General features: G+C 72.1%; 17 protein-coding genes. 7 read left to right on the top strand and 10 right to left on the bottom strand.

Features of this window, described 5'->3' with window-relative positions:
- The first annotated feature begins 58 nt into the window (after nt 1–58).
- The 3 genes from mptB to G3I54_RS12180 all read left to right on the top strand — a co-directional run bounded on the left by mptB (nt 59) and on the right by G3I54_RS12180 (nt 4,129).
- Nucleotides 59–1,564: a polyprenol phosphomannose-dependent alpha 1,6 mannosyltransferase MptB gene (mptB, locus tag G3I54_RS12170; RefSeq protein WP_164613940.1), complete on the top strand. Its 1,506-nt coding sequence runs from the start codon at nt 59–61 to the stop codon at nt 1,562–1,564.
- Nucleotides 1,565–1,883: 319 nt separating this feature from the next.
- A complete protein-coding gene (locus tag G3I54_RS12175; RefSeq protein WP_164613942.1) occupies nt 1,884–3,560 on the top strand; it encodes an ABC-F family ATP-binding cassette domain-containing protein in 1,677 nt (558 codons plus the stop codon).
- Nucleotides 3,557–4,129 (top strand): AAA family ATPase, encoded by a 573-nt coding sequence (locus G3I54_RS12180; RefSeq protein WP_164613944.1) that lies wholly within the window; start codon nt 3,557–3,559, stop codon nt 4,127–4,129. The genes G3I54_RS12175 and G3I54_RS12180 overlap by 4 nt, the downstream gene beginning before the upstream one ends.
- Here G3I54_RS12180 and G3I54_RS12185 read toward each other — a convergent pair.
- The 5 genes from G3I54_RS12185 to G3I54_RS12205 all read right to left on the bottom strand — a co-directional run bounded on the left by G3I54_RS12185 (nt 4,114) and on the right by G3I54_RS12205 (nt 8,203).
- The gene (locus tag G3I54_RS12185; RefSeq protein ID WP_030080623.1) at nt 4,114–4,338 is read right to left on the bottom strand and encodes a hypothetical protein; all 225 of its coding nucleotides are present in this window, start codon (nt 4,336–4,338) and stop codon (nt 4,114–4,116) included. The two genes, G3I54_RS12180 and G3I54_RS12185, sit on opposite strands and share 16 nt — an antisense overlap.
- Before the next feature lie 115 nt (nt 4,339–4,453).
- Nucleotides 4,454–5,077 (bottom strand): hypothetical protein, encoded by a 624-nt coding sequence (locus G3I54_RS12190; protein WP_164613946.1) that lies wholly within the window; start codon nt 5,075–5,077, stop codon nt 4,454–4,456.
- Nucleotides 5,078–5,108: 31 nt separating this feature from the next.
- Nucleotides 5,109–5,729: an L-threonylcarbamoyladenylate synthase gene (locus tag G3I54_RS12195; protein WP_164613948.1), complete on the bottom strand. Its 621-nt coding sequence runs from the start codon at nt 5,727–5,729 to the stop codon at nt 5,109–5,111.
- A gap of 123 nt (nt 5,730–5,852) precedes the next feature.
- Nucleotides 5,853–6,869: a hemolysin family protein gene (locus tag G3I54_RS12200; RefSeq protein WP_164613950.1), complete on the bottom strand. Its 1,017-nt coding sequence runs from the start codon at nt 6,867–6,869 to the stop codon at nt 5,853–5,855.
- Nucleotides 6,866–8,203, bottom strand: a complete 1,338-nt coding sequence (locus tag G3I54_RS12205; protein ID WP_164613952.1) for a hemolysin family protein — start codon at nt 8,201–8,203, stop codon at nt 6,866–6,868. The genes G3I54_RS12200 and G3I54_RS12205 overlap by 4 nt, the downstream gene beginning before the upstream one ends.
- 326 nt (nt 8,204–8,529) lie before the next feature.
- Between G3I54_RS12205 and G3I54_RS12210 the strand changes: the two genes are divergently transcribed.
- On the top strand, nt 8,530–9,528 hold the full coding sequence (locus G3I54_RS12210) for a sporulation protein (RefSeq protein WP_164613954.1): 999 nt from the start codon (nt 8,530–8,532) through the stop codon (nt 9,526–9,528).
- 82 nt (nt 9,529–9,610) lie between these two features.
- Here G3I54_RS12210 and G3I54_RS12215 read toward each other — a convergent pair whose 3' ends face one another.
- Nucleotides 9,611–9,997 (bottom strand): DUF4180 domain-containing protein, encoded by a 387-nt coding sequence (locus tag G3I54_RS12215; protein WP_164613956.1) that lies wholly within the window; start codon nt 9,995–9,997, stop codon nt 9,611–9,613.
- Nucleotides 9,990–10,502, bottom strand: coding sequence for a helix-turn-helix domain-containing protein (locus G3I54_RS12220; RefSeq protein ID WP_164613958.1), 513 nt, complete (start codon nt 10,500–10,502; stop codon nt 9,990–9,992). Before G3I54_RS12220 ends, G3I54_RS12215 begins: the two co-directional genes overlap by 8 nt.
- 181 nt (nt 10,503–10,683) lie before the next feature.
- Between G3I54_RS12220 and G3I54_RS12225 the strand changes: the two genes are divergently transcribed.
- The 3 genes from G3I54_RS12225 to G3I54_RS12230 all read left to right on the top strand — a co-directional run bounded on the left by G3I54_RS12225 (nt 10,684) and on the right by G3I54_RS12230 (nt 12,048).
- The gene (locus tag G3I54_RS12225) at nt 10,684–11,118 is read left to right on the top strand and encodes a hypothetical protein (RefSeq protein ID WP_164613960.1); all 435 of its coding nucleotides are present in this window, start codon (nt 10,684–10,686) and stop codon (nt 11,116–11,118) included.
- Between the two features lie 199 nt (nt 11,119–11,317).
- Nucleotides 11,318–11,488 (top strand): DUF6381 family protein, encoded by a 171-nt coding sequence (locus G3I54_RS38970; protein ID WP_203686005.1) that lies wholly within the window; start codon nt 11,318–11,320, stop codon nt 11,486–11,488.
- Between the two features lie 59 nt (nt 11,489–11,547).
- On the top strand, nt 11,548–12,048 hold the full coding sequence (locus G3I54_RS12230; RefSeq protein ID WP_164613962.1) for a GNAT family N-acetyltransferase: 501 nt from the start codon (nt 11,548–11,550) through the stop codon (nt 12,046–12,048).
- A gap of 7 nt (nt 12,049–12,055) precedes the next feature.
- Here the strand turns inward: G3I54_RS12230 and G3I54_RS12235 are convergent, their stop codons facing one another.
- From G3I54_RS12235 to G3I54_RS12245, 3 genes are read right to left on the bottom strand one after another with little or no spacing between them, the layout of a single operon-like run.
- Nucleotides 12,056–12,937, bottom strand: coding sequence for an ATP-binding cassette domain-containing protein (locus G3I54_RS12235; RefSeq protein ID WP_164613964.1), 882 nt, complete (start codon nt 12,935–12,937; stop codon nt 12,056–12,058).
- The gene (locus G3I54_RS12240; RefSeq protein ID WP_164613966.1) at nt 12,934–14,724 is read right to left on the bottom strand and encodes a dipeptide/oligopeptide/nickel ABC transporter permease/ATP-binding protein; all 1,791 of its coding nucleotides are present in this window, start codon (nt 14,722–14,724) and stop codon (nt 12,934–12,936) included. Before G3I54_RS12240 ends, G3I54_RS12235 begins: the two co-directional genes overlap by 4 nt.
- Nucleotides 14,721–15,662, bottom strand: a complete 942-nt coding sequence (locus tag G3I54_RS12245) for an ABC transporter permease (RefSeq protein ID WP_164613968.1) — start codon at nt 15,660–15,662, stop codon at nt 14,721–14,723. The genes G3I54_RS12240 and G3I54_RS12245 overlap by 4 nt, the downstream gene beginning before the upstream one ends.
- Nucleotides 15,663–15,665 lie beyond the last annotated feature (3 nt).

A 15,665-nucleotide genomic window follows, 5' to 3' on the forward strand; every position in this document is an offset into this window, starting at 1 on the left:
CGGCCGGCCGGGGGAGCGGCTGTGGGGCAGGTCCGGCCGTCCGATAGGTTGGCCGGTCATGTGGGCTTTGAGTGCGGTCGGACACCGTCGGCTGGGTGCGGCAGGATCCCTGGCGGTCGTCGCCGGCGGCTGGTTCGCCGGAAAGCTGCCGGTCCATGACCCCTGGGGGCTGTGGACCGACCACGGGCCGACCGCGAAGGCCGCCGCCGCGGTCCTCGCCTACGCCGGACTGACCGTGCTCGTCGTGGCCTGGTGGCAGTACGGCAAGACCGCCTCCACCGTCCGCGACACCCTCGTCACCCTCGCCTGGTGGACCGCCCCGTTCCTGCTCGCGCCCCCGCTCTACAGCGCCGATGTCTACAGCTACATCGCTCAGGGATCGATGGTCGTCGAAGGGCACGACGTCTACACCGTCGGCCCCTCTGCCCTGGACCCGGGCGGGATCGGCGGCGACGCCGCCGCGAGCGTCGGCAACCACTGGCGCGACACCCCGGCCCCCTACGGGCCGCTCTTCCTGCTGATCTCCGCGGCCGTCGCCTGGACCACCGGCGGCACGATCGTCCCCGCCGTCCTGGCGATGCGCGTCGTCGCACTTCTCTCCCTCGCCCTGATCGTCTGGTCCCTGCGCCGCCTCGCACGGGAACACGGCCGCAGCGAGAGCCGCGCCCTGTGGCTGGGAGCCCTCAACCCGCTGCTGCTGATCCATGTCGTCGGCGGCATGCACAACGACGGGCTGATGATCGGCCTGATGCTTGCCGGTTTCGTGCTCGCCCTGCGCGGAAAGTGGATCGCGGGCAGCGCGCTGATCGGACTCGCCATGATGGTGAAGTCACCGGCGGCCGTGTCGCTCTTGTTCATCGGCGTCCTCGTGCACGCTTCCGCGACGGGCCCCCAGTGGCGCCGCTGGGCCAAGGGGCTCCTCGCGCCCGGCCTGATCGCCTGCGCGGTCGCCGGAGGGGCCACGCTGATCAGCGGCACCGGATTCGGCTGGCTCCACACCCAGGGCGTCGCCGCGAACATCCACACCGCGCTCTCCGTCACCAGCGACATCGGCCTCGGACTCGGCGAGCTGGCCCACCTGGTCCTGGACGTCGACGCGACGCCGGTCAAGTCCGCCGTCCAGACACTGGGCCTGGCGATCGCGCTCGGCCTGATCCTCGTGCTGGCCCGGCGTGCGATGCGCGGCGGTGTGACACCGGCCCACGCGCTCGGCCTCTCGCTGCTCGCCCTGGTCGCCCTCTCGCCCATGGTCCAGCCCTGGTATCTGCTGTGGGGCATGGCCGTCGTCGCCGCGACCGAACAGTACGGCCGCCTGTCCGCCGTCCTGATCGTGCTCTCGGCGGCGCTGGTGTACGAGACCCATCCCATGGGCGCCACCCCGCCCTACGGGTTCGCCCTCGCCGGCCTCGCCGCCGTCCTCGGCACCCTCGCCGTCCGCCGGACCCCCGTGGTGCCGCCCGATGTCCGACTGCCCGGCCAGCGCGTCCCCGCGGAATCGCCGGAGAACGAGGACACCCCCGCCTCCGCCGCGACCCCCGCCCCGGCCCCGCAGAACGCCCCGTAGAGAAGTCCGCCCGAAGAAATCCCCTCGACGCCCTACAAGATCCTCGGCTACGCTGAGCGGGTCCTGTTGTCTCCGATAGAGGTGGACGTTGCGCATCTGAGGTCCGCGATCATCGCGCGGTACGGCCCTGGCCCGTACACGGTCACGACGTTGTCGGCATGTCTGCCGCCCGTGACTTCCGCGTGGATGCGACCTCGGTGCTGAGCCGTCCCTCACTTCGCAGGACTGTTCCCACCACTTTCCGGCCCCCGGCCGGGTCGCCGCGTGCTGTTCGCATACGAAGCCCCCCGTTCCTCCGCTTCCGACTGCGAGAACCACCATGAGCCATCCCACCGCGCCCAGCGCCTCCGTGGCCGCCTCCAACCTCACCTTCCAGTGGCCCGACGGCACCAAGCTCTTCGACGGGCTCTCCCTCACCGTCCCCCGGGGCCGCACCGGTCTGGCGGGCGCCAACGGGGCCGGCAAGTCGACCCTGCTGCGCCTGTTCGCCGGGCTTCTGCGCCCCTCGGCCGGGTCCGTCACCGTCGGCGGAAACCTCGCCCACCTGCCCCAGAACATCACCCTGGACACCACCCTGCGCGTCGACGCGGCCCTCGGCATCGCCGAGCGGCGGGCCGCCCTGCGCGCCATCGAGTCCGGAGACGTACGGGAAGAGCACTTCGAGAAGGTCGGAGACGACTGGGACGTCGAGGAACGCGCCCTGGCCACCCTCGGCTCCCTCGGGCTCGGAGCCGTCGAACTGGACCGCACCGTCGGGCAGTTGTCCGGCGGGGAGACAGTCCTGCTGCGCCTGGCCGCGCTGCTCCTGGAACGCCCCGACGTCCTCCTCCTCGACGAACCGACCAACAACCTGGACCTGTTCGCCCGCCGCAGGCTCTACGACGCCGTCGACTCCTGGCGCTCCGGCATCCTGATCGTCGTCAGCCACGACCGGGACCTGCTGGAGCGGGTCGACCGCATCGCCGAACTCCGCTCGGGCTCGGTGAGCTGGTACGGAGGCGGCTGGTCCGCCTACCAGGAGGCCCTCGCCACCCAGCAGGAGGCCGCCGGGCGGATGCTGCGCGCCGCCGACGCCGACGTACGCCGTCAACAGCGCGAACTGGAGGAGACCCGGGTCAAGGTGGCCCGCCGCCAGCGCCACGACAAGAAGCTGGACGGCCAGCGCAAGGCCCCGCGCATCGTCGCCGGGGAGCGCAAGCGCTCGGCGCAGGAATCCGGGGACCGGCTGCGCGGGTTGCACGAGGACCGCCTCGACGAGGCTCGCGAGCGCCGGGAGGAAGCCGCCGAGGCCATCCGCCGGGACGCCGAGATCAAGGTGAGCCTGCCCCACACCACCGTACCGGCCGGCCGCACCGTCCTGACCGTACGGGACCTGAGCCTGCCCTACGGACAGCTGCGCGAGGGCAGCCTCCAGGTGAAGGGCCCCGAACGCATCGCCCTGGTCGGCCGCAACGGGGCCGGCAAGACGACCCTGCTGCGCACGCTCACCGGGGAGCTCGAACCGAGCACCGGAGAGGCCACGGCGGCGGTGCCGCTGAAATTCCTGCCGCAGCGGCTGGACGTCCTCGACGACGCGCTGAGCGTCGCCGACAACGTCGCCCGCACCGCTCCGGGCACCACCGACAACCAGATCCGCTCCCAGCTCGCCCGGTTCCTCTTCAAAGGGGCCCGCGCGGAGCAGCCGGCGGGCACTCTCTCGGGCGGCGAACGCTTCCGCGCCGCGCTCGCGGCGACGATGCTCGCCGCCCCCGCCCCGCAGTTGCTCCTGCTGGACGAACCGACGAACAACCTCGACCTGGCGAGCGTGCGGCAGCTGACGAGCGCCCTGGAGTCCTACGAGGGCGCGCTCGTCATCGCCAGCCACGACCTGCCGTTCCTGGAATCCGTGGGCATCACCCGCTGGATCCTGCTGGACGACGCACTGCGGGAGACCGACGCCGACGAGGTCCGCGACCTGTTCGGGAGCCCGGAGTCGACCCCGGCGGGCACGGCATGACGGGCGTCGACCCGGGCCCCTGCGTCGTCCTGATCACCGGAGTGATGGCGGCGGGCAAGTCCACCGTCGCCCAGCTCCTGGCGGAGAGCCTGCCGCGAGCGGTACATGTGCGCGGCGACGTCTTCCGCCGGATGATCGTCTCCGGCCGCGCGGAGATGACACCCGACGAGGCGGCGGAGGCCCGGAGCCAGCTCGACCTGCGTCAGCGGATCTCCGCGCAGGTGGCCGACGCCTACGCGGACGACGGCTGGACGGCCGTCGTCCAGGACATCGTGCTCGGCGACGACCTGCCCCGTTACGTCGACAGGGTCCGGACCCGTCCGCTCCACATCGTCGTGCTCGCCCCCTCGCCGGGCACCGTGCGCGAGCGGGAGGAGGCGCGGGCGAAGACGGGGTACGGGGAGTGGACCGTCGAAGCGTTCGACGCGCATCTGCGGAGCGGGACGCCTCGTATCGGCCGCTGGCTGGACACATCCGGTCAGACGCCCGAGGAGACGGTTTCGGACATCCTCGACGGTCTGCGCGGTGCGGGAGGCGCCGGTGGTGCGGCCGCTCAGGCCGCCTCGTAGCGGTGGGCCCGCCCGCCCCGCCACTCCACCCAGACCGGATTGTCGAGGAGCCGGTCCGCTTCTTCGAGGCCGGCCTCGCTCAGGAACACGATGACATCGTGGTCGCTGTGGGCCAGCCCGAGTATCTCGTCCCGGCCTTCGTAGTGCACGGTCACCCGGCGGCCGCCCGAGGGGGTCGGACGGTGGATGACGATCGGGGGATTTGCCATGGGTCCACCCTGCGGCGCGCCCCGCCCCCGCGCATCCCCGGCCGGCCCGCTCCGCGAGCGGGCCGAAGCCGGTCCGCGACAGGCTCCCGCGCCCGCCCGGGGGCGCTGCGGCCCCTCACCGCCCGGCGGCCGAGAGTTCCACCGTTGTGGTGACGCGCACCAGGGAAGGGCCGCGCGGGGCGGAGCCGAATCCGAAGGCGACCGGCGGATCGAGCGGCGCGAGCGCGCCCAGGCCCACCCCGTCCAGCACGGCGTCGGCGGCCACGACCGGCCGCAGATCCCGCGCCCCGTACCACTCCCGCCGACCGGGGCCGGCGCGGCCCAAGGTGCGTACGCCGGGCATCAGCAGCCGGGCCGGCACGTCGCACAGCGCGGCCCAGACCGGGCTGCGGACCAGCGGGGCCGGTACGGCGGACAGGAGCAGCCCGAGGGCGGACCGGCGTCCGGTGCGCAGCCGGAGGCGCAGCGGACCCGCCTCGACGAGCCAGCTGTCGCCGGCGACGGCGGTCACGGTCACGGGCACCACCTCGATCCGGTCGAAGCGGTAGGTGGCGGCGACGAAGTCCGCGATCCGCCGGGTCGGGGCCAGCAGGACCCGTTCGCCGTCGGGATGCTCGACCATGACGTCGCTGAACGCGCCGAAGGGCGAGCGCGGCCAGTGCCCGACCACCAGCCGGGTGCCCGAGGAGGTCCCCACACCGGCGATCCAGCCGTCGAACCGCAGTCGCTCACCTGTCACGCCCGCCAGTCTGCCCCGCTGCCGCCCCGGATCACTCGAAGCGGGACGTGTCCCCGGCTCCGCGGCGTACGATCTCGGGCTCGTCGCCGGAGAAGTCGATGACCGTGGTCGGCTCGGTGCCGCAGTCGCCCGAGTCGATGACGGCGTCCACCTCGTGGTCCAGCCGCTCCTTGATCTCCCAGCCCTGCGTCAGCGGCTCCTCCTCGTCCGGCAGCAGCAGGGTGCTGGAGAGCAGCGGCTCGCCGAGCTCGGCGACCAGCGCCTGGGTCACGACATGGTCGGGGATACGCACACCGACCGTCTTCTTCTTCGGATGCAGCAACTGGCGGGGAACCTCCTTCGTCGCCGGGAGGATGAAGGTGTAGCTGCCGGGCGTCGCCGCCTTGACCGCCCGGAACACGTCGTTGTCCACGCGGACGAACTGCGCCAGCTGCGCGAAGTCGTGGCACACCAGCGTGAAGTGGTGCTTGTCGTCGAGGTTCCGGATCGACCGGATCCGGCCGAGGGCGTCACGGTTGCCCAACTGGCAGCCCAGTGCGTAGCACGAGTCGGTCGGGTACGCGACGAGCGCACCGGACCGGATGCTGTCGACCACCGTGCCGATGGTGCGGGGCTGGGGATTTGCGGGGTGCACGTCGAAGTACTTGGCCATCCGCCGAGCTTACGCGTTCGGGCAGGGCCGACAGGGCCGTTGGCCGGGAACGGCGAGAGGCGGCCCGTCGCACGACGGGCCGCCTCTCCTTCCGTTACACGCGGTGGTGTTCCGCCGGGCCGGTCAGACCGCGGCGGCCCCCACCAGCTCGTCCAGTACGTCCTCCATCGTCACGAAGCCGATGACCGTGCCCTTGTCCCCGGCGACCGCCGCGAGATGGGTACCGGCGGCACGCATCGTGGTGAGGGCGTCGTCGAGCGGGGTGTCGATCTCGACCCGGATGACGGGGTGCAGGGAGCTCGTGGGCAGCGCCTTGGTGCGCTCCGCGACACCGAGGGCGTCCTTGATGTGGAAGTAGCCCAGCAGCTCGTCGTCGGGTCCGGTGACCGGCAGCCGGGAGAAGCCCGAGGCGACCGCGGCCCGCTCCAGGCCCTGCGGGGTGATGCCCAGGTCGACGGTGACGGTCCGGTTCAGCGGGACCATCACCTCGCCGACCGGCCGGGTCCCGAGCTCCAGCGCGTCCCGCAGCCGCTCACCGTCGGCCGGGGCGAGCAGCCCGGCGTCGCTGGAGTCCTTCACCAGCCGCACGAGCTCGTCGTCGGTGAACACCGAGGCGACCTCGTCCTTGGGGTCGACCTTGAGCAGCCGCAGCAGCATGTTGGCGAAGGCGTTGATGCCGAAGATGACCGGCCGCAGCGCCCGCGTCAGACCCACCAGGGACGGCCCCAGCGCCAGCGCGGTGGCGACGGGGGCGGCCAGCGCGATGTTCTTCGGGATCATCTCGCCGATGAGCATGTGCAGATACGTCGCCAGCGTCAGCGCGATCACGAAGGCGATCGGGTGGACCAGCGCTTCTGGCACGCCGACCGCGTCGAACGGCGGCTCCAGCAGATGCGCGATGGCCGGCTCCGCGACGGCGCCCAGCACCAGCGAGGAGATGGTGATGCCGAGCTGCGCGGTGGCCATGGCGGCCGACAGGTGTTCGAGACCCCACAGGGCACTCTTGGCGCGTCGGCTGCCCCGCATGGCCTGCGGCTCGATCTGACTGCGGCGGACCGAGATCAGGGCGAACTCGGCGCCCACGAAGAACGCGTTGGTCAGGAGGGTGAGCGCGCCGATGGCGAGCTGGATGGCGGTCATCGGGCGTCCTCCTCCACGAGGGCGGGCGCCGCTGCGGGCGCGGTGATCCGGACCCGGTCGGCCCGGTGGTGCTCGATGTCGAGCACGTCGAACTGCCAGCCGTCGACCTCCACCCGGTCGGTGCGGACCGGGATGCGGGCCAGCTGGTTGGCGAGCAGGCCGGCGAGCGTCTCGTACGGCCCTTCCGGCGCGCGGAAGCCGATCCGGTCGAGCTGGTCCAGCCGGATGCTGCCCTCGGCCGCCCACACCGGGCGCCCGTCGCCGAGCGGTTCGGCCGGTGCGAGGTCGGGGCGCTCATGGGGGTCGTGCTCGTCGCGGACCTCGCCGACGACCTCCTCGACGATGTCCTCGACGGTGGCGACGCCCGCCGTACCGCCGTACTCGTCGATCACCACGGCCATCGTCCGGTGCTTGCGCAGTTGCGCGAGCAGCCGGTCCACGGGCAGCGAGTCGGGGACGAGAAGCGGCTCGGTGGCCAGCGCCGTGACCGGCGTCCGGGACCGCTCCGTCTCGTCCAGGGCGAGGACGTCGCGGATGTGGACCGTGCCGATGACCTCGTCCAGGCTGTCGCGGTAGACCGGGAAGCGGGACAGACCGGTGGCCAGCGTGAGGTTGGCGGCGTCGGCGGCGGTGGCGTGCGCCTCCAGCGCCCGGACGTCGACCCGCGGCGTCATCACGTTCTCGGCGGACAGCTCCGCCAGGTGCAGGGTGCGGACGAACAGCTCGGCCGAGTCCTGCTCGATGGCGCCCTCACGGGCGGAGTGCTGGGCGAGCGCGATCAGCTCCTGCGGCGTACGGGCGGAGGCCAGCTCCTCGGCCGGCTCCAGGCCCAGCCGCCGCACGGCGCGGTTCGCGGTGTTGTTGAGGTGCCGGATCAGCGGGGCGAAAGCCGCCGTGAACGCCCGCTGCGGGGTCGAGACGACCTTGGCGACCGTGAGCGGGCTGGAGATCGCCCAGTTCTTCGGGACCAGCTCACCGATGACCATGAGGACCACGGTGGAGAGGGCCACGCCGAGGAGGGTGGCGACCGTGGACACGGCACCGGACGGCAGCCCGACGCCCTCCAGCGGGCCGCGCAGCAGCACCGCGAGGGACGGTTCGGCGAGCATGCCGATGACCAGGGAGGTCACGGTGATGCCGAGCTGTGCGCCGGAGAGCTGGAACGTGAGGCGCTTGGCGGCCTTGAGCGCACTCTCGGCGCCGCGCTCTCCTGCCTGCGCGGCGCGTTCGAGCTCGCTGCGCTCGATGGTCGTCAGCGAGAACTCGGCCGCGACGAAGACCGCGCAGGCCAGCGTCAGCGCGAGGGCGAGGAGGAGCAGGATCACTTCGCTCACCGTGTCACCTCCGTCCCCTGGTGCGCGGGATCGGGGATGACACGGTTCGTACTGGGAGGCTCACCCATTGCGGTGCCGCAGCTCCTTCTCTGTTCGGGTCGTCGGGCTCGACGTGAGGGACGGGTGTGAACCCGCCTGATAGATAGTAAAGGGAACGCAAAGCAAAGGGGAGTGGCGAGTGTCACATGGGGTACGGCCCGAGGCGGACTGCCCTTGATCTTGATGGCCGGAACTGTGCGTAGCGGTCCCGGGCTTGGGAAATCCTTTACTTCCCGGGGCATTCCGCCCCCGGTTGGTGGCATTCACAGAAGGAGCGGACGCCGCACATGGTGTTCAAGAAGTTGCTCGGAGCCCTCGGGGTCGGCGGACCCTCGGTCGACACCGTTCTGGAGCCCGGTGCGGCGCTGCCCGGCGGCCTCCTCTCCGGAGAGGTCCGTCTGCGCGGCGGCGGGACGGACGTGTCGGTCGACCGGATCTCCCTGCTCCTCGTGGCCAGGGTCGAGCGGGAGGACCAGGAGGAGGAGCACGAGGGCACGGTCGTCCTCGAACGGTTCACCGTCGGCGGCGGCTTCCGGCTGGCGGAGGAGACGGAACACACCGTGCCGTTCAGCCTCACCCTGCCCTGGGAGACGCCGATCACCGAGCTCCACGGCCAGCCGCTGGGCCCGGTGCTCGGCATTCGGACCGAGCTGGAGATCGCGGGTGCCCGCGACAAGGGCGACCTCGACCAGCTCGCGGTGGGCCCGCTGCCCGCGCAGGAGGCGATCCTGGAGGCTTTCGGCCAGCTCGGCTACACGTTCAGGTCCGCGGACCTGGAGCTCGGGCACATCCGGGGGACCGGCCAGCAGCTGCCCTGCTACCAGGAGATCGAGATTCTTCCGCCGGCCGGCCACGCGCACGCCGTCAATGAGATCGAGGTGACCTTCCTCGCCGCACCGGGCGGTCTGGAGGTCGTGATCGAGGCGGACAAGCGCGCCGGACTCCTCTCCGATGGCCACGACACGGTCCACCGCTTCACCGCCTCCCACCAGGCGGTTGCGCAGGCCGAATGGAACGCCCGGGTCGACGCCTGGCTGAAGGAGGTCGTCGCCGGCCACGGGGGGCACGGCACGCCGTCTCCGTACGACACACCGTCCCCGTACGCGGAGCACCACGGTGACCAGCACCGCTCGGGCCCCGGTACGGGCGCGGTGGTGGCCGGGGTCGCCGCGGGCGTGGCCGTCGGCGTCGTCGGCGGCATGGTCGCCGCCGAGGTCGTCGACGAGATCGGCGACGCCTTCGAGGACGAGGAGGGCGACGAGGACGCGGGAGGCGACGAGGGCTGACGTCCTCGGGGCGGGCGGCTTCCCCGCCGTCTCTCCTCCATGGCGGGCGACGGGCTTTCCGTCGCCCGCCCGCGTCATCGGCTCACGCGCCGCCCCGGCCCGCCCCGTTCGGAGCCAGCCGGTCGGCGAGCGCGTCCAGATCCGGGACGAACCAGATGTCCCGGCCGCGGTTGGCCTCGCGGACGAGATCGGGAAGGGCCGAACTGGCCGCCAGATGACGGCTGATGTCCCCGACGATGACCAGCCGCAGCCGGTAGTTCGCGAACTTCTGCAGGATCTCTCCGGCGAAGCCGGTGCTCAGGTCGTAGAAGCTGTCGTCCAGCCGCGTGGACGGCACGGCGACCACCTCCGCGCGCTGGAACGCGGCGCCGATCAGATGGTCCAGAGCGCCCTGGACGTCGGCGACGGTCTCCCCGTCGGCATCGCACTCCAGGACCGGGACGCCGTGGTGCTCGACGATGTCAGGCACGGTCCGACCCCTGCCCGCTCGTGGAGGTGAACAGGTCGTTGTCCGGGCCGAGGAGGCCATCGATCATGTGCAGCAGATCGGCGGTGGCGGCCGCGCCGCCGAGAATCACGATCTTCATCCGGGTTCGCTCCTTGTCGTAGACCGTCTGGACGCGCAGGGGATCCGATGTGTCCCGCGCGGACTGCGTGCTCGCCGTGATGAACGTGCTGAGCCGGTGCGCGGCGTCCGGGCCGAGCGCGTCGATCTGCACGATGCTCGACACCTCGACGTGTCCCGGCGCGGGTGCCGGTTCCGGGGCCGTGCCGTCGGCCGGGCGGCCGGCGGTGCCATCGACCGGCCGGCCGGTCAGAGCCGCGAAGTCCTCCTTGCTGATCCGGTACTGCTTGCCGATCCGGACGGCCTTGAGCCGGCCCTCGCGGACGTAGTTCCGGACGGTCCGCACATGCAGGCCCAGCAGCTCGGCCACTTCGCCGACCGAGTAGAGCTCCCGCTCGTCATTCCCCATAGGTATGGATCGTACGGTAAACAGCCTTGCGGAGTGCCTGATGGGAGAAAATGCAGCAGTTTAGGGAATGCCGCGGTCGGTGATTACTCGTTCCGGACCTGCTCGGCGGGTGCGACGCAGTCCGCCCCAGCAAGGTGGGTTACGCACGGCCGCCCACGCGGACAGGAGGGAGAGGAGCCCCATGAACCCCGGAGCCAGGCCGCCCGATCCGCGGCACCAGCGACCCGAAGGCGTCACCGATACGACGGTGGAAGCACTCGGGGCCCTGTCGAAGGCGCTGGAGACCGCCGAGCGTGCCCGCGGCGCCCTCTACGACTTCCACCAGCTCACCGGGAGCGCCGACCTCGCCCTCGACGACGCCGTACGACTGCTCCGCGCCGCAGGGCACGCGGACCGGGCCGAGCAGGTCGAACGGGAGATCCTCGGCCGCAACGTCATCCCCGGGCACTGGACGTTCCAGATCGTGGAGGAGTACAACGCCACCTACTACGACGTGTTCCGGTCGATCGAACGGGAGATCAGACAGGAACTCGCCGAGGGCCGCGACCATCTCTACGAGGCCGAGATGAAGGCGGACCGGCGGACCGAAGGCCATCCGGACCACACCGCCGACTGACAGGCGCGCCCAGCACGCCGGTCACGACGGACCGGCCGTCGCCGCGCCCTCCCGGACCCCCCTCCCGGACCCCGCCTCCCCCGTCGTCACCGAACGTGACCGCACGAGATGCGGTGCGGACCGACTCCGGTGACGCTGGGGCTCCGGTCGCGCACACGACACCGGTTGCCGACGGAGGACCCACGACGGAGGACACCCCATGAACCCGTACGACAGCCCGGTGGAGCGAGCCCGCCGCACCCGTGAACGCGCCGAGGAACTGGGCCGCGCCGCCGACCGGGCCACCGACCCCGAGCACCGGCAGCGGCTGCGGGAGAAGGCTCTGCGGCTGCTGCGCGAGGACCCGGCGGCCGATTCCCGCCCCTCCTGACCGAGGTGCGGGGAAAGCGGATTGCCCGCGCGGGCGTCGCCCGGGTAGCGTCGCGCGCCGTGACCCCGACTCTGCGCACCGAGAGGCTCCTGCTGGAGCCGTACGTCCCCGAGGACGAAGAGGACTTCGTCGCCCTGTTCCAGGACGCCGGGGTGTCCCGGTGGATGGGTGACGGCCCTTCCACCGAGGCGGAGGACCGGGCCCTGTTCGAGCGGGTCTTCACCAAGGTCTACGCCCAGGACCTGTTCGCCGTCTGGGCCGTCCGCCGAGACGGACTCCTGGTCGGGCACGCCGAGATCAAGCGGACCGACGCCGTCGACGGCCACGAGATCATCTACGCCCTGGCGCCGACGGCGTGGGGGTGCGGCCTGGGGACCGAGCTGGCACAGGCCGTCGTCGCCCACGGCTTCGGCGCCCTCGGGCTGACCGAGGTCCACGCCACCGTCGCCGCCGCGAACGAGGCCTCGCTGCGGTTGCTGGACAGGATCGGCTTCGAGCACGTGCGGGACATCGTGGAGGACGACGGCGGCACCACCCGCGTCCTGACCCGCCGCCGCTGACGGCCGGTCAGGCGGTCGCCTGTGCCCGCGCCTGAGCCGCCTCCCTCCGCCGGCGCTGCTCCGCGACGTCCGCGACGGGTGCGGCGAGCATCAGCGCACGGGTATAGGGGTGCTCGAGCTCGGAGGTGACGCGCCGTGCGTCGCCCGTCTCGACGAGTTCGCCGCCCCGGATGACCGCCACCCGGTGGCTCATGAAGCGGACCACCGCCAGGTCGTGCGTGACGAAGAGATAGGCGACGCCGGTCTCCTCCTGGATCTCCAGGAGCAGTTCGAGCACCGTCCGCTGGGTGGTCAGGTCCAGTGCGGACACCGGCTCGTCGCAGATCACCAGCCGGGGCCGCAGCGCCAACGCCCGCGCGATGGCGACGCGTTGGCGCTGCCCGCCGGAGAACTCCCGGGGCAGCCGGTCCGCCGAGTCGGCCGGCAGCCGCACCCGGTCGAGCAGTTCGGTGATCCGGGCGCGGGCCTCCTTCGCGCCGATGCCCTGACCCAGCAGCGGTTCGCCGAGGGTGTCGCCGACCGTACGGGACGGGTTGAGCGAGGTGTACGGGTCCTGAAAGACGACCTGGAGGTCGCGGCTGAGCGCCCGTCGGCGCGCGGCCCCGGCCCGCTCGATGCGCTCGCCCGCGAAGGTGATGCCGCCCGACCGCACCGGCGCGAGCCCGAGGACCGCCCGGCCGATCGTCGTCTTGCCCGAACCGGACTCGCCCACCAGGCCGAGGGTTTCGCCCGGCCTGATGTCGAGGGAGACCCCCTTGAGGATCTCGGCGCGCGGCGCGCGGCGGCCCCGGCCGGGGTAGGAGACGCGCAGGTCGCGGACGCGCAGCAGGGCGTCCGGCAGGCCGTCGGGCTCCTCGGCGGCGATATCGCCGACCACGGTGCTGGTCATACGGTGGTGCTCCTCGCCTCGCGCGGCTGCCATGGCTCCCGGGCCGGCGCGTCGTCGAGGACCGCGCCGAGCAGGGACCGGGTGTAGGGGTCCCGGGGGGAATGGACGATCTGTTCGGCGGTGCCGGTCTCCACGATCCGGCCGTCGCTCATCACCGCGACCCGGTCGCAGAGGTCCGCGACGACGCCGAGGTTGTGGGTGACCAGGAGGACCCCCAGTCCCCGGTCCCGCTGGAGCCGGCGCAGCAGATCCAGGATCTCCGCCTGGACCAGGACGTCCAGAGCGGTGGTCGGCTCGTCGGCGATGAGCAGTTCCGGGTCGCAGGACATCGCCCCGGCGATCAGGACCCGCTGGGCCATGCCGCCGGATATCTCGTGCGGATACAGCCGCATCGCCCGCTCGGGCTCGGGGATCTCCACCAGCCGCAGCAGGTCCAGCGCGCGGGCGGCGGCCTCCTTGCGGGAGAGGCCCAGCACCTGCCGGAGGGGTTCCATGAGCTGGCTGCCTATCGTGAAGGCCGGGTCGAGATTGCTCATCGGCTCCTGCGGAACGTACGCGACCGTCCGGCCTCGCAGGGCGCGGTGGGCGCGCTCCGGCAGCCCGGCCACCTCGCGCCCCGCGACGGTGATGCTGCCGGCTCCGATCCGTCCCGACTCCGGCAGGATCCCGAGGACCGAGAACGCGGTCTGCGTCTTGCCGGACCCCGACTCGCCGACCAGGCCGACGATCTCCCCGGGGTGCACGTCGAGGTCGACCCCGTGGACCACCTGCTTCTGTGTGCCGTCCGGCTTCCCGTAGACGACGGTGAGTCCGCGCACCGACAGCAGGGGGCTGCGCCCGCCGCTCTCCGCCGGGGCCGACGGAACCGGCGCCCCCTTCGTGCGACGCGCGTGCGTACGGCGCGCACCGCGTCCGCCGTCCTGACCGCCGCCCCGCTCCTCCAGCACGTCGCGCACCGCGCCCGCCAGCAGGACCAGGGCCCCGTTGGTGAGACCGAGGGCCAGTCCGGGCCAGAGCATGAGCAGCGGAGCCCGCTGGATGTTCTGGAACGCCTCGTTCAGCATCGCGCCCCAGGTGGCCGAGGAACCGCTGCCGACGCCCAGGAACTCCAGACCCGCCTGGAGACCGATGGCGATCCCGGCGACCAGCGCCACCTGGATGATGACGGGGCCGCGCACCACGATGAGGATGTGCCGCGCCACGATCCGGGTGTCGGACAGCCCGGAGACCTTGGCGGCGTCCACGTACAGCTCCCTGCGGACGCCCGCGACGATGCCCCGTACCAGCCGGAAGAAGCTCGGCGCGGCGAGCACGCCCAGCACGATCATCAGCACCCATACGTTGGGGCCGAGGATGGCCCGCGAGGCGAGCAGCACCACCATGGCGGGCAGCGCCATGACGAGGTTGACGCCCCAGTTGGCCACCGAGTCGAACCGGCCGCCGTAGTACCCGGCGTACAGACCGGACGGCACGCCGAGCACCAGGGCCACCGCGAGGGCGATCAGCGCCCCGCCGAGCGTGTTGCGGCCGCCGTACAGGATCCGGGAGAGGATGTCGCGCCCCGCCGAGTCCATGCCCAGCGGGTGCGCGCCGTCGGGTCCGGCGAACGCGTCGCCCAGCGAGGAGGCGTCGGGAGCCTGCGGTGCGAGCAGCGGCGCCAGGAGCACCGCGACGACGAGGAGCAGCAGCACACCGGCCGAGACCGCGCCCAGCGGGTTGCGCAGGAGCCGGCGGGCCGCTCCGCCCCGGGCGGGGGCCGCCGCGCCGGTCGGGAGGTTGTCGCTCATGCGACCCTCGCCTTCGGGTTGAGCCAGCCGATCATGACGTCGACCAGGAGATTGATGAGGACCACTCCGACGACCGTGAGCATGACCAGCGCCATGATCACGGGGACATCGCCACGGGTGGTGTAGGTGACGGTCATGCTGCCGATGCCGGGCAGACCGAAGATCTGCTCCACGAGCACGGCTCCGCCGAGCAGTCCGACGAACTGCATCCCGAGCACCGACAGCGCCGGAGCCGACGCGTTGCGCAGGACATGCCGGAACACGATCCGCGACATGGGCAGCCCGCGCGCCCGCAGCGTACGGACGTAGTCCTGGCGCAGGACGTCGATGACCGCGCCGCGCACCTGCTGGGAGACGCCCGCCACGGAGGCGATGGACAGGGACAGCACGGGCAGCGTGATCGTGGACAGCCAGCCGGAGGGCGACACGGCGAACGGGGTGTAGCCGATGGCCGGGAACCAGTTCAGGTTGACCGCGAAGACCAGCACGATCACCAGAGTCACCAGGAACCCCGGCAGGGCGTATCCCACGACGCCCAGCACCTGGACGAACCGGTCGACGGCCCCGCGCCGGACGCCCGCCCACACGCCGAGCAGGAACGACACGACGGTGGCGACGAGGGTGACGCCCACCATCAGGCTCGCGGTGACCGGCAGCCGGGCCGAGACCGTGGTGGCGACGTCCTCGCTGGTGAACCAGGAGGTGCCGAGGTCGCCCCGTACGGCATGGGTCAGCCAGTCGGCGTACTGCACGAGGACCGGCCGGTCCAGTCCGAGCGAGGCGTTCTTCGCGTCGACGGCGGTCTGGTCGGCGCCCTGGCCGAGGAGTTGCCGGCCCACGTCCAGGTCGGGGATCGACAGCAGCAGATAGGAGAGGAAGGAGATGACGACCAGGAGCAGGGCCCCCGCCGTGATCCTGCGGGCGATGAAGTTCAGCATGGC

The organism is Streptomyces sp. SID14515, from assembly GCF_010548505.1.
Lineage (GTDB): Bacteria > Actinomycetota > Actinomycetes > Streptomycetales > Streptomycetaceae > Streptomyces > Streptomyces caviscabies.